Annotated in this window: 12 protein-coding genes; 9 read left to right on the top strand and 3 right to left on the bottom strand. The window is 71.3% G+C overall.

Going from position 1 to position 14818, the window contains the following annotated elements:
* Window positions 1-137 precede the first annotated feature (137 nt).
* Entirely contained in the window at window positions 138-695 is a 558-nt protein-coding gene (locus tag OG788_RS12975; RefSeq protein WP_406370855.1) for a SigE family RNA polymerase sigma factor, read from the top strand.
* Window positions 692-2026 carry a WD40 repeat domain-containing protein gene (locus OG788_RS12970; protein ID WP_406370853.1) on the top strand — a complete coding sequence of 445 codons (1335 nt, stop codon included), beginning with the start codon at window positions 692-694 and terminating at the stop codon, window positions 2024-2026. The genes OG788_RS12975 and OG788_RS12970 overlap by 4 nt, the downstream gene beginning before the upstream one ends.
* Before the next feature lie 230 nt (window positions 2027-2256).
* Here the strand turns inward: OG788_RS12970 and dapA are convergent, their stop codons facing one another.
* Window positions 2257-3222, bottom strand: a complete 966-nt coding sequence (gene dapA, locus OG788_RS12965; RefSeq protein ID WP_406370851.1) for a 4-hydroxy-tetrahydrodipicolinate synthase — start codon at window positions 3220-3222, stop codon at window positions 2257-2259.
* A 237-nt stretch (window positions 3223-3459) separates the two neighbouring features.
* Here dapA and OG788_RS12960 point away from each other — a divergent pair, with 237 nt between their 5' ends.
* Both OG788_RS12960 and OG788_RS12955 read left to right on the top strand, forming a co-directional pair.
* Window positions 3460-3594 carry a hypothetical protein gene (locus tag OG788_RS12960; protein ID WP_406370849.1) on the top strand — a complete coding sequence of 45 codons (135 nt, stop codon included), beginning with the start codon at window positions 3460-3462 and terminating at the stop codon, window positions 3592-3594.
* On the top strand, window positions 3591-4253 hold the full coding sequence (locus OG788_RS12955; RefSeq protein ID WP_356757969.1) for a hypothetical protein: 663 nt from the start codon (window positions 3591-3593) through the stop codon (window positions 4251-4253). The genes OG788_RS12960 and OG788_RS12955 overlap by 4 nt, the downstream gene beginning before the upstream one ends.
* A gap of 203 nt (window positions 4254-4456) precedes the next feature.
* Here OG788_RS12955 and OG788_RS12950 read toward each other — a convergent pair whose 3' ends face one another.
* A complete protein-coding gene (locus OG788_RS12950; protein WP_406370847.1) occupies window positions 4457-5557 on the bottom strand; it encodes a YihY/virulence factor BrkB family protein in 1101 nt (366 codons plus the stop codon).
* Window positions 5558-5794: 237 nt separating this feature from the next.
* On the opposite strand from OG788_RS12950, the gene OG788_RS12945 reads away from it, so the two are divergent.
* Complete coding sequence (locus tag OG788_RS12945) at window positions 5795-6433, top strand: winged helix-turn-helix domain-containing protein (RefSeq protein WP_356754052.1); 639 nt, start codon at window positions 5795-5797, stop codon at window positions 6431-6433.
* A gap of 19 nt (window positions 6434-6452) precedes the next feature.
* A complete protein-coding gene (locus OG788_RS12940; protein ID WP_351546244.1) occupies window positions 6453-7184 on the top strand; it encodes an SRPBCC domain-containing protein in 732 nt (243 codons plus the stop codon).
* A 77-nt stretch (window positions 7185-7261) separates the two neighbouring features.
* On the opposite strand, the gene OG788_RS12935 is transcribed toward OG788_RS12940, so the two are convergent.
* Entirely contained in the window at window positions 7262-9088 is a 1827-nt protein-coding gene (locus tag OG788_RS12935; protein WP_406370845.1) for an endonuclease/exonuclease/phosphatase family protein, read from the bottom strand.
* Window positions 9089-9496: 408 nt separating this feature from the next.
* Between OG788_RS12935 and OG788_RS12930 the strand changes: the two genes are divergently transcribed.
* The 3 genes from OG788_RS12930 to OG788_RS12920 all read left to right on the top strand — a co-directional run bounded on the left by OG788_RS12930 (window position 9497) and on the right by OG788_RS12920 (window position 14696).
* Entirely contained in the window at window positions 9497-10924 is a 1428-nt protein-coding gene (locus OG788_RS12930; RefSeq protein WP_406370843.1) for a hypothetical protein, read from the top strand.
* Window positions 10925-11138: 214 nt separating this feature from the next.
* Window positions 11139-12596, top strand: coding sequence for an alkaline phosphatase PhoX (locus tag OG788_RS12925; RefSeq protein WP_406370841.1), 1458 nt, complete (start codon window positions 11139-11141; stop codon window positions 12594-12596).
* Between the two features lie 519 nt (window positions 12597-13115).
* Window positions 13116-14696 carry a TROVE domain-containing protein gene (locus OG788_RS12920; RefSeq protein WP_351546232.1) on the top strand — a complete coding sequence of 527 codons (1581 nt, stop codon included), beginning with the start codon at window positions 13116-13118 and terminating at the stop codon, window positions 14694-14696.
* Window positions 14697-14818: the final 122 nt, after the last annotated feature.

The raw sequence follows: 14818 nt of genomic DNA, 5'->3' as shown, positions 1-14818 counted from the left end.
ATTGGCGGTGAAGGGACGCGGACATCCGGACGGGGCGAAGGGATCTTTCCCGTCTCAGGCATAGCGGGGCGGTGCCGGACACGTCACAAGGAGTACAGGGGTCGGGCACAGGGTCCGCCGGGGAAGAGAAGGTGACGATGGATGCCGCAGGGCAGGAGAGTTTCCGGCAGTTCGTGGCGAACAGGTCGTCCATGCTCCTCAAGACGGCCGTACTGCTGAGCGGTGGGGACCGGCACGCGGCCGAGGATCTGCTGCAGGACGCCCTGATCAAGGCCGCCGATCGCTGGAACCGGATCGATGACCCCGAGGCGTACATACGGCAGATCCTGTACCGCCGGCAGGTGAGCCGCTGGCGGCTGAAGTGGCCACGCCGGGAACTGAGTGTCGCCGAGCCCCCGGAGGCGACGTCGGGCGGGGACGCCCCGGCCGCCGCCGAACTACGCGTGGTGATGTGCGGCGCGCTCGCCCGCCTCACCCCGCGGCAGCGCACCGTCCTGGTGCTGCGCTACTTCGAGGATCTGCCGGAGATGGACGTGGCCCGGCTCCTGAGCTGCTCGGTCGGCACCGTCCGCTCCACGACGCACCGCTCGCTGGCACGACTGCGTGTCCTCGCCCCCGAACTCGCCGCAATCGGCCCGGACCACTCCGAAGCCCGGCCGTCCCGTGACTTCTCGCCCGTGGAGGTGCGTACATGAACGTCGAAGAACTGGTACGCGACTCGCTCCGGTGGAAGGCGACCGAACAGCCGCCGCTGGGACCGAACTTCGCCGACCGGGTGCTGACCGTCAGGCGGCGCCGCCGGAACCGTACGTTCGCGACCGTCGCCGCGGCCACCGCCGCCGTCGTCGCCGTCGCCGTGGCGGTACCGCTGCTGGGCCCCGGCAAGGACGACGCGGGCCTCGCGACCGAGATGAACCGGAGGGACTCCACCCCTCACCCGGCCCCGTCGGGGCCCGAGGGCCCCACAACCGGTCCGGACCAGTCGCAGACCAGGGACGTGACCAAGCACGACGGGCGCCTCGCGAGCGAGATGAACCGGAGCGACATCATCGCCCATCCGGACCAGTCGCCGCCGAAGGACCTGATCGCCGCGGGGGACTCCGCGCTGGCCGCCTACTACACCCGGGCCAGGGTCGAGAAATCCGCGACGGTCGCGGTCTACAACCGCACCTACCACCTTCTCGACCAGAGGACCGGGAAGTATGTGAAGTCCACCAAGTGGTCGTTCGTCAGCGTGGCCCCCGGGATGCGGACCGCCGCCGTCCTGGAGAGGGAGCTCCCGGCCCAGCGGATCGGTCTGCTCGACCTGCTCACCGGCAGGATCGAGCGCTGGATCCCGGTGGACCGGGGAGTCGCGTCGGTCGAGTTCTCCCCCGACGGCCACCAGCTCATCGCGACGGCGTACGGCAAGAATCCGGATCTCGTCTACAAGGTGGACTACGACGGCAACGGGGACGGCAAGAAGAACGACTGGACGACGCACTTCGGCGACGCGCACCGGACCGGCTTCTACATCGCGGACGTGGACTCCGGCGAGACCTCCTGGAGCGAGGTCCCCGACATGGAGGACGTCGACACCCGCCAGGACTTCAGGTTCAGCCGCGACGCCAAGCTCGTCTACTCGGGGCTCACCACCGAGCCCCACGACCAGTTCTACGACCTCAAGGGCAACAAGGTCGCCAAGCCCGCGATCGAGAAGTACGTGCACTGGTACTACGACGCGCGCCTGTCCCCGGACGGCAGGCTCGCCGCCGGTGAGTTCGCGGGCGGGGCGAAGACGACGGCGTCGGAGATCAACGACCCCTACACCGGCAAGCGGGTGGCCAAGGTGCACGGGCAGAACCTGCTCACCTGGGTCGGCAACAAGCGGCTGATCGCCTGGGACATCGCGCCCGGCACGAACGAGTTCCACAACCAGCTGATGCTCGTCACCGTCGGCAGCGACAAAGTCGTCCCGCTCAGCGGCTTCCGCAAGGGCGACGACGCTGCGGGCGGCCGCTGGACTCCGGTCTTCGCGCATCGCTGAGCACTGGCCGCTGAGGCCTTGAGGCGCTGAGGCGCTGAGGCGCTGAGGCGCTGAGCATCGGGCGCAGGGCGCAGGGCGCAGGGCGCCGGGCGTCGGGCGTCGGGCGCCGGGTGTCGAGTGCCGGGCCTCGGGCGTCGGACGTCGGGCCTTGGGCCTAGGGGCGGGACCGCGTGGAGGCGGGTCCTCGCCGGTCAGGACGGAAGGGGGCGGACGGGGGTCGGCCCCACCCGTCAGGACGCCTCGGCCGCCAGCCGTTCGTACGCCGCCAGCAGCCCGTCGACCGCCTCGCGGTCGACGGGCCGCAGCGGCGCCCGCACCGGGCCGGCGGGCAGACCGAGGGAGCCGAGCAGCGCCTTCGCGGTGACCGCGCCGGGCAGACCTGCCGACATCATCGACTCGATCAGAGGAAGCAGCTGCCGCTGGCGGCGAGCGGCCCCGACGGTGTCCCCGCCGTCGAACATGTCCAGGATCGACCGGAACTGACGGGGTGCCACATTGGCGACCGTGCTGATGTACCCGGCCGCGCCGATCGCGTACAGCGCGAGGACGTACTCGTCGCAGCCCGCGTAGTACGCCAACTCCGTTCGTGCCAGCACCTTCTGGGTGCCGAGGAGGTCGTACGCGCAGTCCTTGACCGCCACGATCCGCGGATGCTCCGCCAGCCGGATCATCGTCTCCGGCTCGATCCGGGTCCCGGTGCGCCCCGGGATGTCGTACAGCACGAGGGGCAGCCCCGAGGCGTCCGCGATCTCCCGGAAATAGGCCTCGACCGCGTCCTGAGGAGGCCGGCTGTAGTACGGCGCGACCACCAACAGCCCGTCCGCGCCCGCCTTTTCGGCCGCCAGGGCCAGCTCCACGGTGTGCCGGGTGTCGGCCGTCCCGACGCCCGCCACGATCGCCGCCCGGTCACCGACGGCCTCCCGCACCGCCCGCACCAGCGCTGCCTTCTCGGCGTCCGTCGTGGTCGGCGACTCGCCCGTCGTCCCGGAGAGCACGAGCCCGTCGCAGCCCTCGGCCACCAGCCGCTCGGCGAGCCGCTGCGCGCCGTCGACATCCAGTGCGCCCGCCTCCGTGAACGGCGTGATCATCGCGCACAGGGCACGGCCGAAGGCAGGGACGGACCACGTCGCGCGCGGGGTGGCCGGAGAGGCGGCCACGGTGGCGGTGGTCGGGGGAACGGTCCTCGGAACGGTCATGGAAGTAGTCTCGGCCGCCCCACTGTGAAGCTCCACTTAATTCTTCTACGAGATACAGGCAACGGATGCTACGCATTTCGGGGTGGAGTCGAGGGCGGAGACGAGGACGGAGTCGAGGACGGGGACCGCCGCGGGCCGGCCGGGTCCGCCGGAGCCGGGTCGAGGCACTGGTGCCAAACCGGCCCGTCATGGGTCACCATGGCGAGGACGTAAGTCGTCGGCAGAGCGGGAGGCGTCATGAGGCTCGGCAAGGCACTCGCCACCGGAGTCGCGGAAGAGCAGGCCCACGCACACGAGGACGCGTTCGAACTCCCCGAGATCATCGAGGAGTCGGAGGCTTCCGTGCCCGAAGAGGTTCCGGCCGGACGATGAGGCTGCGGCTCCCCGAGGAACGTCCGACGGAGCCGCCGACCGGATACAAGATCGCCCACCCGGTGCTGTCCCAGGACGGCACCCGGGCCGGGTTCACCGGCGTATCGCTGGGCGGCGCGCTGCCGTACGGAGTGCTGGACGAGGCGCGCTGTGTCTACGGACGGCGGCACCGCGCGCCGCACCGCCGCTGCGACTGCGGCTTCCACTGCGTGCACGACTCCGCCGCCGCCGAGGCGATGCTGTGCACGGCCGAGCACCGGGCGGCCGTCCTCCTCGAAGTCGCCGTCCTCGGCGCCTACATCCGCTTCGAGCGGGGCTTCCGCTACGCCCGTCAGCGGGTACGCACCGCCACCGTCGGCCCCTGCGCCTGCGGCGCCGTGGCCGGAGCGCTGGCCGACGCGGGCTGGGGACGTCCGGGCTGGCGCGCGCTGACGGCCGCCTGCGCGGGATGCGTTCGGGGCCGTACGTCCCTCTCGCTGGCCTCCTTCGCGCGGCTGGCCGGTGAGGGCCTGCGGGTCCGGGCCGCCGACGGCGCCGTGGTCGCCACGGCCGGCCTCGGGGTCTCCGAGCTGGTCGCCGAGGCGGCGCTCCTCCAAGCCCGACTCGATTGGTTCCAGAGCCAGTTGGCCCGTCTGGACGACCCGGGTCCGCAGGGATAGCCCGGGCGGCTCCGGGTACCCGTGCCTTCGCGAGCGAGCGAGCGAAGGCGGGGTCCTCCTCGCCGTGAGCCCGCTCCGAGGGCGGTACAACGGCCGTCGAGGGCGCCGTCGAGGCCCGTCCGCGGAGTTGGAGGGGAGCGATGCGGCGGCGAACCGGTGTCCGGTTCGCCGCCGCATCGTGTGCCGTCCTCCCCGTCCGCGTGTCACACCCGCTCGGCGGCGTCCCGCTCGGCTCCCTCGCGCATCGGCGTGATTCCCGTCTCCACCTTTTCCCGGGCCGCGCGCAACGCCCGCAGGCGCGGGGGCCACTTGCGGGTGTCGCGGGGCTCGACGTAGGGCTCCTCGGACGGGAGCCTGCCGTGGGTGATGGCCCGCTGGCGGGCGAGTTCCGCGTCGAACTCCAGGCCCAGGAGGATGGCCAGGTTGGTGAGCCAGAGCCACACGAGGAAGATGATGGCGCCCGCGAGCGTGCCGTACGTCTTGTTGTAGGAGCCGTAGCCGGCGGCGTAGACGGCGAATCCCGCGGACGCGGCCAGCCAGATCACCGTGGCGACGACACTGCCGGGGCTGAACCAGCGGAAGCCGCGGCCGGAGACGTTGGGAGCGGCCCAGTACAGCAGGGCGATCATCAGCTCGACGAACACCAGCAGGACGGGCCACTTGGCGACCGACCACACCGTGATGGCCGCGTCGCCGAACCCGATCGCGGTGCCGGCCCGCTCGGCCAGCGGTCCGGTGAACACCACGATGATCGCGCTCCCGGTGAGGAGCAGCATCAGCGTGAGGGTCAGCGCCAGCCTCAGCGGTGTGATCTTCCAGACCGGACGGCCCTCCGGCAGGTCGTACACCGCGTTGGACGCACGGATGAACGCGCCGACGTACCCGGACGCGGACCACAGCGCCATGAGCAGTCCGACGAGCGCGAGCACGCTGCCCGTACCGCCGCTGTCGCCCAGTTGTGTCACCGCGTCCCGGAGGATCTCGCGGGCCGGGCCCGGCGCCAGGTCCCCCACGTTGTCGAGGAGCCTGTTCGTGACGCGCTGTCCCATGACGCCCAGCAGGGACACCACCAACAGCAGGGCGGGGAACAGCGACAGCACGCCGTAGTACGTCAACGCGGCCGCGCGGTCGGCGAGTTCGTCGTCCCGGAACTCCTTCGCCGTGCGCCACGACACGGCCCACCAAGCCCGCGCGGGCAGCCGGGCGGGGCGGACCTTCTCGGCGGACCCCGCCGTCCGGGTGTCCGTGCCCGTGCCCGTGTCCGGAAGAGCCTGCCGCTTCGATTCCGGTCGCTTCTCGTCCATGACCGGCGTGTTGCCCGAATCCGGCCGATGAAGCCCCCCGGAGGCAGCCGGGCCGCGGAATCTCGGCCCCTGGCCCCTTGGCCCCCCGGCCCCCTCGCCCCCCTCGCCCCCCTGCCTCCTCGCCCCCCGACCTCCTCGCGACCCCGGCCCCTCGCGACCCCGGCCACCGCAGGACGGCGATTAACCGACGACTCGTGTCGTCTGGACAAAAAAAGTTTTCGGTGGGACGGTGGAGTCATGTTGGACGTGACCGTGATCGAGGACGCCGAGGCCGCCGCCGTGTCGCTGGACCCCATAAGGGCCCGGCTGCTGGCCGAGCTGGCCGTGGGACCCGCGTCGGCCGCCATGCTGGCCGGCCGGGTCGGCCTGCCCCGGCAGAAGGTGAACTACCACCTCAAGACGCTGGAGCGGCACGGCCTGGTCGAGCTGGCGGGCGAGCGCCGCAAGGGCAATGTCACCGAGCGGCTGATGCGCGCGACGGCGGCGTCGTACGTCATCTCGCCGCTCGCGCTGGCCGCCGTGCAGCCGGATCCGGACCGCTTCCGGGACCAGCTCTCCGCCCGCTGGCTGCTCGCGCTCGGCGCCCGGCTCGTCCGGGACGTCGGCTCGCTCATCACCGGCGCCGCGAAGGCCCGTAAGCGGCTGGCGACGTACGCCCTCGACGGTGAGGTGACCTTCGCCTCGGCCGCCGACCGGGCCGCGTTCATCGATGAGCTGACGGCCGGGGTCGGCGCGCTCATCCGCAAGTACCACGACGGGGACGCGGACGGCGGGCGCCCGCACCGGATCGTCCTCGCCGTGCACCCCACGCTCAGACCCGAGGCTGCCGGACCCGAAGCCGTGGAAGCCCCCGCGGACGGCGAAGCCGCCCGCTGATCACCCAGGAGTCATGATCATGCCCAAGGAATTCGAGATCGCCCGCGAGTACGAGGTCGACGTCGCGCCGGACCAGATGTGGGACGCGATCACCAGCGGCAGCGGCGGCTGGCTGTGGCCCATGGAGTACGAGCCCCGCGAGGGCGGGGCCGGCCCCTTCGGCAGCACCATCACCGCCTGGGACCCGCCGCACCGGCTGACCGTGCGCAGCGAGGACGTCGGGTTCCCGACGCAGAGCCTCAACCAGATCGACCACACCATCGAGGCCCGTGACGAGGGCCGGCGTTCCTGGGTGCGGTACGTGCACAGCGGCATCTTCACCGACGACTGGGACAACCAGTACGACGGAGCCGACAAGCACACCGACTTCTACCTGCACACCCTGCGCGAGTACGTGACCCACTTCGCGGGCCGCCCGGTCGCCTTCGCGACCTTCGAGGGACCCGGCGCGTCCACGGCCTCGGACGCTTTCGCCGCCGTCGGACGGGCGCTGGGCCTCACGGACGACACCGCCGAGGGCGCGCGGGTCCGGGCCCAGGGACCCGGCGGCGAGGTCTTCGACGCCGTCGTCGACTACCGCAACCCGTACTTCATCGGGCTGCGCACCGACAACGCGCTCATCCGCTTCTTCGGGCGCAACCGCTGGGGCGCTCCGGTCGGCATCAGCCTGCACGACTTCGCGCCCGACGCCGACGCCAAGGGCAATGAGACCGCCTGGAAGAGCTGGCTCGACGGAGTCTTCGCCGGCTGACCCGCAGGCGGGACTCCGCGCAGGCGAAGAGCCCGGCCCCCCGGACGACGGGGCCGGGCTCTCGCGTACCCGAGCGACTACGGACGGAACCGCAGCACCTGCGGGTCGTGGTCGCTGATCTGGTCGGAGAACTCCGAGTTGATGTGCACGCTGTCGTACTCCAGGCCGCAGTCCTTGCGGATCGACGGGCTGACCAGGATCTGGTCGAGGACCTGGGCGTTGCCCTGGTAGTCGTACGTGTAACGCTCGCTCTTGGGCAGCGACTTGATCGCCGACCAGAGCTCGCCGTCGCCCTCCAGGATCTTGGCCGTGTCGGAGAACTCGAAGTCGTTGATGTCGCCGAGCGTGATGACGTCGGCGTTCTTCTGCGACTTCAGGATCTCGTCGACGAAGGCGTTCACCGCGGTCGCCTGGGCGTGCCGCTGGACCTCAGAGCTGCGCGCCGGGGGCTGGAACTGTGCCGTCAGCCCCTGGTCGCCGCCCTTGGAGTTGAGGTGGTTGGCGATCACGAAGACCGTGTGGCCGCGGAAGACGAACTCGCCAGCGAGCGGCTTGCGGCTGCTCTTCCAGGCCTCGTTCGCCGGGTCGATGCGGCCGGGCGACGCGGTGAGCTGCGCCTTGCCGTGCACCTTCGTGACACCGACGGCGGTCGTGGAGTCGCCGCCGGCGCGGTCGGTGAAGGAGACCCGCTCGGGGTTGAAGAGGAAGACCTGGCGGATGTTGCCGCCGGGCTCGCCGCCGTCCTGGTCGTTGACCGGGTCGATGGACCGCCAGTCGTACGCCGGGCCGCCCGCCGCGACGATCGCGTCGATGAGCTTCCGCACCGTCTGGTCGGCGGAGACCGTGCCGTCGTCCGTCGCGCCGTTGTTGTCCTGGATCTCCTCCAGGGACACGATGTCGGGCGACTTGAGGTTGTTCACGATCGCGGACGCGTGGGCGTCGAACGTGGCGTCGGCCGGGTCCAGGTTCTCGACGTTGTACGTCGCCACCGCCAGCTCGCCGTGCGACTGCTTCCGCGTCGTCTCGCGCTCCAGGCCGCCCTTCTCCAGGGTGCCCAGCTGGTTGGCGACGAGGGTGTAGCCGCCGAACTGGTTGTAGTCGAGCGGGCCCGCGGTGGTGCCGCCGAGCTTGTCGCCGACGTTCGCGGTCGGGAAGTCGGCCGTCGCGCCCAGGGACTGGATCTGTATCCGGCCCGTGTTCTGCGAGGTGTACGAGCCGTACACCGTGCCGCCGCGGTGGGTGGCGTGCTCGCGCGGCTTCACCGTGACCCACAGCTCCGAGTACGGGTCGGTGGCGGTGACCACACGGGCGTCGGCGACCTGGACGTTCATGCCCTCGAGGGACTCGTAGTAGTCCAGGGCGTACTTCGCCGGCTCCAGGGTGAGGCCGTTGACCGAACCGCTCGCGGCGGTGTCGCCGGCGGGGGCGTAGGCGTTCGGCACGGACCTGGCGTCGACGACCGTCGCGGCCGGGACGGCGTTGCCGCTGGAGACGACGGTGACCGTCGGCTTGGTGATCTCCGTGACCGACTGGTTGCCGCTGGAGGCGCCGCCCGGGACGTACTCCGAGACCGTGCCCGTCACCGCGACCGAGTCGCCGACGGCGACCTTGGGGGCGGAGCTGGTGAAGACGAAGACGCCCTCACTGGTGGCCGGGTCGGCGTCGGGGGCGGAGTCCTGGAGCCAGAAGCCCTTGGACGAACCGTAGGTCCGCACGCCGGTGACGATGCCGGCCACGTCCGTGACCTTCGCACCCGCGAGCGGGGAGGTCCGGGTGGTGCCCTGGATGTCGTGGATGTGGACGGTGTCCGCGTGGGCCGGTGTGGTGAGCACCACGGCGGAGATGGTGGAACAGACCGCGGCGACGGTCAGCGCGCCGATGCGCGCGGTTCTCTTGCTCGGCAAGGGAATCCCTCCGGGGACGTTCATGAGCGCCGGGACGAGGGTGGACTGTGGGGGGAGCGCGACCTGCGTGCGGGCCGGTGACGCGCGTAGAAGTGGACGGACCGCACGGCCGTTGAACTTCTACGCGCGTCAATCTCGTGTGTGGTGAGGGGAGTTGTCAAGGTTTCAGCGGTGTACGAGACCTGTTGGACACATGAACCGGGCGGCATGGGTGGAAATCCGTCTAGGCTGAGCCGTTGGCACGGACTTCCCGGGCCGCCTTCGGATTCCCGATTCCGCCGGCGCCCCGCGGGATGCGATGCCCGCCGCGGTCGACGGTGCCCGCCACCGTTCGGCGCGGCGTCGGGCGGAACCCCGCCCGAACCGCTTGCCCTGCTTGTCGTGGTTGTTCGGAGGAGAACTCAGCCGATGTCAGACAGCTCTTCCCTGCCGCCCGTGCGGCTGCTCTCCGAGGCGCAGTTGGCGCGGGACGCGCTCGCCGCGCCGCTGCTCTCCCGCGCCGCGCGGCTGGCCCGCTGGGCAGGCCCCGGCACCCGGGTGGGGGCGGGGGGTGAACTCGTCGAGGAGCAGCTTCCCGAGGCGGCCGGCGTCCTCGGCCTGTCCGGCGACGACGCGGCCGCCTTCGCCGGTGAGGCCTGGCGGGTGGCCGTCGACACCGGGCTCGTCGAGATCGTGGACGAGGAGGAGGGCACCGTCGAGGCGGGCGAGGACCTCGCCGTGCTCACCTCCGGCGCCCCGCAGGACGTCCTCGGTGTCTGGCTCGGCGCGCTCGACACCGTGCTGGCCGACGCGAGCGTCCCCGACCTCGACGATCTCGTCGAAGCCATGGGCGAGGACGGCGAGATCGACCTCTCCTCCCTGGACTGGGACCCGGAGGCGGAGGCCGAGTTCCTCGACGGGGTGCTCGGCAACCTGTATCTGCTGACCGTCGGCGAGAACGCGCTCGGCGAGGTGCCGGTGCCGCTGCCCGCGCTCGCCGCCTCGATGATCGTGCCCGACGACATGGGAGAGCCCACCAACGACGTCCTGGAGCAGGTCTCGGACGCCATGATGCGGCTCGACGACCAGTTCCGGCTGCTGGAGCCCATCGGCCTCGTCGACTTCCAGCCCGTCGACGAGGCCCTGATGGCGGACGCCGACGAGGAGCCGGCCGCCCCCGTCGACGACCTGGACGTATCGCGGTACGGCGTGGTCCGCCTGACGCCGCTCGGTCTGTACGGGCTGCGCGCCCGGCTGACCGAGGCGGGCTTCTCCGCCCCCGCCGTGGGCGAGCTGGCGGACAAGGGCGCGGACACGCTCCTGGACGGCACGGCCGGCTTCCCCGCGGCCGCCGCCCAGGCCGAGATCGAGCAGTGGCTCGCCCGGCGCGAACCGCTCTCCGCCGCCCGGGAACTGCTCTCCGCGGCACGCGGAACGGACCCGGGCGCCCCGCTGCGCCGCCTGCACTGCCAGCAGGCGCTCTCGTTGGTCGGCATGGAGGCCGAGCCCGCGCTGCGCGAGGTCCTCGACAACGCCGAACTGGGCGGTCTCGCCCGCGTCTGGCTCTCCGAGAACGACGCGCCCGACGTGCCCCCGCCGTCCGAGGCGATGGTCTTCTGGCTCACCATCGACACGGTGGCGGCACAGCTGGCCGCCGAAGGGAACTCCACCGAACTCCAGGCCCTGGTCGAGGGGCTGGCCCAGCAGCACAGCGGCTTCTTCGACTCGGCCTGGCGAGTCGATCACCCCGCCGCCCCGGACGTCCTGGAAGCCATGGGCCGCCTGCACCCCGACAAGAAGGTCGCCAAGGAAGCGCGCAAGGCGGCGTTCAAGGCGCGGTCGCAACAGGGAGGGTGAGACGCCGGTGACCCCGGGCGCCCGGCGCCCGGACGGACTGTTCCCCGGAGGCAGGCGTTCCCCTGCGCCGGTCGGGTGGATTCACGCAAGCGGGACCCCTGAAGTCGGCGGGCGTTCAACTCGCGTTCAGACGGGGGCGGGACCGTGTGGCCGCAACCGAGGCCGCCACCCGCCCCCCACGACAGTCCGAGTCCACCGTCACAGGAGACATCACATGTCGCTCACCCGCAGGGACTTCGCCAGACAGTCCGCGATCACCGGTGCAGGCGTGGCCCTGGTCGGCAGCGTCGGTGCCCTCGCCACCGCACCCAACGCCCTCGCCGCCACGGAGACGGACACGGAAGGCGCGGCCGGGGAACCGGCGGCCGCCGGGCACGGCGGCGTCGGCTACGGTCCGCTCGTCACCGACCCGAAGGGCCTGCTCTCCCTGCCCGCCGGGTTCTCCTACCGCGTCATCACCCACAGCGGCAGGACCAAGCTGGAGTCGGGCGAGTTCACGCCCTCCAACCACGACGGAACGTCCACCTTCGAGGGCCCGCGCGGCGCCACCCTCCTGGTCAACAACCACGAGCTGGCCGGCCCCCGCGCCAACTGGCCCTACCCGGTGCCGCTCACCGAGGGTCTCGTCTACGACCCCGCCGCCGCGGGCGGCTGCACGGTCGTCGAGGTGCGCCGGGACAAGGTCGCCGAGTGGGTCGGCATCGCCGGCACGGCCACCAACTGCGCAGGCGGCAACACCCCTTGGGGCACCTGGCTGACCTGTGAGGAGACCGAGGACAAGGCCGGCACCAACGGCTTCACCAAGGACCACGGCTACGTCTTCGAGGTCGATCCCGAGGACCGCCGCCGCAACCGGAACCCCAAGCCGATCAAGGCGCTCGGCCGCTACGCGCACGAGGCCGTCGTCGTCGACCCCAAGCGTGACCGCCTCTACCTCACCGAGGACGCCTCGAACCCCAACGGCCTGCTGTACCGCTGGACGCCCCCGCAGGGCTTCGAGCACGGCCACGGAAAGCTCCGTACCCTCGCCGACGACGCCGGATCGCTCCAGGCCTTCAAGTGCTTCGACTCCGGCGGCAAGTTCGTCGACGACCTCTCCCGTGCCACGAAGATCGGCACCGTGTACGGCGTGGACTGGGTCGACGTCACGGACCGTGACGCCAGGACCGTGTCCGTCCGCAAGCAGTTCACCGCCGGCCAGGTCACCCGCGCCCGCAAGCTCGAAGGCATGTGGTGGAGCGACGGCGGCGTCTACATCGTCTCCTCCTACGCCCGCACCGAGAGCCCCGGCCAGGCGCACGACGGAGCGGTCTGGTTCTACGACCCCAAGCGCCGCACCCTGACGCTGAAGGTCCTCATCGGCGTGAACCCCGACCCGTCCGTCGACGGGGCCTTCGACGGCCCCGACAACATCACCGTCTCCCCGTACGGCGGCCTCGTCATCGCCGAGGACGGCGAAGGTGTCCAGCACCTCTTCGGCGCCACCGAGAGCGGCCGCACGTACCCGATCGCCCGCAACGAGCTCAACATCGGCACCGCCGAGGCCCCGGAATACAGCGAGTTCACCGGCGTCACCTTCTCGCCCGACGGCAGGACCCTCTTCGCCAACATCCAGGTGCCGGGCATCATGCTCGCCATCACCGGCCCCTGGAAGCGCCAGAAGCGAGGCTGAACTCCCGCCGTTTCCGCGGCGATTTAATTCGCTCGCCCGACGCGCGGCCGCCCTCCTAAAGTGATGCCTGTCCAGGTGCGAAGGCAGGACCTACTTCCACTCATAATGGGGCGGCCGCGGGTTCGAGTCCCGCCACCGGTACAACGCGCCGGTGTAGCTCAGGGGTCAGAGCACCTACGTCGGTTCCGCCGACCTGAACTCTGGACACCACAACTTCATGCACCTCCCGGTGCGCGGGCCGCGGCTACTTCTCTCTCAAAGAAACCACGCCGCAGCCGACTTGATCTCGGGAGGCGCAGCTCATGGTGGGTGCCCGGTGCGCAGGCAACGGTTACTTCATTTGGGATCAGAGGGTTGCGGGTTCAAATCCCGTCATCGACTTTCGGGTCGGTGTAGCTCAATCGGTAGAGCATCTGCGCAAGTCCGTCGCCGACTTCCGACCTCGGGCACCCTCCATTTGCTGTGCCTCCCTCCGAAACACGACGTCACCGTCGTACAACGAATTCGGGGGAATTCACCATGGCACGCTTCAACACCAAGGCCGCGAAGGCCCAGCCCACTTCCCGCGTGACGTCCACCGGCCGTGTACTGCGGACGCACCAGGGCGGCCGGGGCCAGGAGCGCGACGCGCGCTCCGAGCTCTTTCTTCTGGCGATCGCCAATTTCGTGTCGCAGCAGACCTTCTACGAGGCCGGCGCGGCTCGCGACGACCGGTTCGCCAAGCTCGTGCGCGAGCTCGCCGTCTCCGACCCGTCCTGGACCGCCGCCCTGCTCGGCTGGCTCCGCGGCGAGGGCAACCTGCGCACCGCCTCGCTCGTGGGCGCCGCCGAGTACGTGAAGGCACGCCTCGACGCGGGCGCCACCGACGGCCCCGCCAACCGGCAGGTCATCGCCTCCGTGCTGCGCCGTCCGGACGAGCCGGGCGAGCTGCTCGCCTACTGGACGTCCCAGTACGGCCGCAACGTGCCCAAGCCCGTCAAGCGGGGCGTCGCCGACGCCGTACGACGTCTCTACAGCGGCAAGTCGCTGCTGAAGTACGACACCGCGTCCAAGGGGTACCGCTTCGGCGACATCCTCAACCTCGTGCACGCGGCGCCGGACCCCGGCAAGGCGTGGCAGGGCGACCTGTTCCAGTACGCGCTGGACCGGCGTCACAACCCGGACACGGCCGTCGTCCCCACGTCGCTGCCCGTGCTCGCCGCCCATCGCGATCTGATGGCGCTGCGGCCGGACGAGCGGCGCGCGGTCGTGACCGGCGCGGACGGCGCTCAGCGCCTGGCGGACGCCGGCATGACGTGGGAGGCGCTGGCCGGCTGGCTGCAGGGACCGATGGACAAGGCGGCCTGGGAGGCCGTGATCCCGTCCATGGGTGCGATGGCGCTCGTCCGCAACCTGCGCAACTTCGACGCGGCGGGGGTCAGTGACGAGGTGGCGGCCCAGGTCGCCGCGAAGATCAGCGACCCGGCGGAGGTCGCGCGCTCGCGGCAGTTCCCGTTCCGCTACCTGGCCGCCTACCAGCACGCCCCGTCGCTGCGCTGGTCGTACCCGCTGGAGCAGGCGCTCGGCCACTCGCTGGCCAACGTGCCCGCGCTGCCCGGCCGGACGCTGGTGCTCGTGGACCGCTCGGGCTCGATGTTCTACTCGCGGCTGTCCGACCGCTCGGAGCTCAACCGGGCCGACGCGGCGGCGATCTTCGGCACGGCGCTCGCGCTGCGGGCGGCGGACGCTGATCTCGTCGAGTTCGGCACCAGCAGCAAGCGGGTGAAGTTCCGCAAGGGCGAGTCGGTGCTCAAGGTCATCGAGCGGTTCGGCGACCTCGGCGGCACCAACACCAGCGAGGCGGTCCGCGCGCACTACAAGAAGCACGACCGGGTCCTCATCGTCACCGACGAGCAGGCCACGTACAGCCACTACGGCGACCCGACCGAGCAGGTCCCGGCGCACGTACCGGTCTACACCTGGAACCTCGCCGGATACCGCGCGGGGCACGGCCCGTCGGGCAAGGCGAACAGGCACACCTTCGGAGGGCTCTCGGACGCGGCGTTCCGGATGGTGCCGCTTCTGGAGCAGGCGAGGGACGCGGACTGGCCCTGGGCCTGAGGGAGGGCTGCGGACTGGCCCTGGGCCTGAGCGAGGGCTGCGGACTGGCCCTGGGCCTGAGGAAGGGACGCGGACTCGCCCTGGGCCCGCGCGACGACTGCGGCTTCCGGGCCGCGGCGACG

Origin of the sequence: Streptomyces sp. NBC_00647 (assembly GCF_045207245.1) — a bacterium.
Taxonomy (GTDB): Bacteria; Actinomycetota; Actinomycetes; order Streptomycetales; family Streptomycetaceae; genus Streptomyces.
This window is presented reverse-complemented; position numbering and strand designations above follow the sequence as displayed.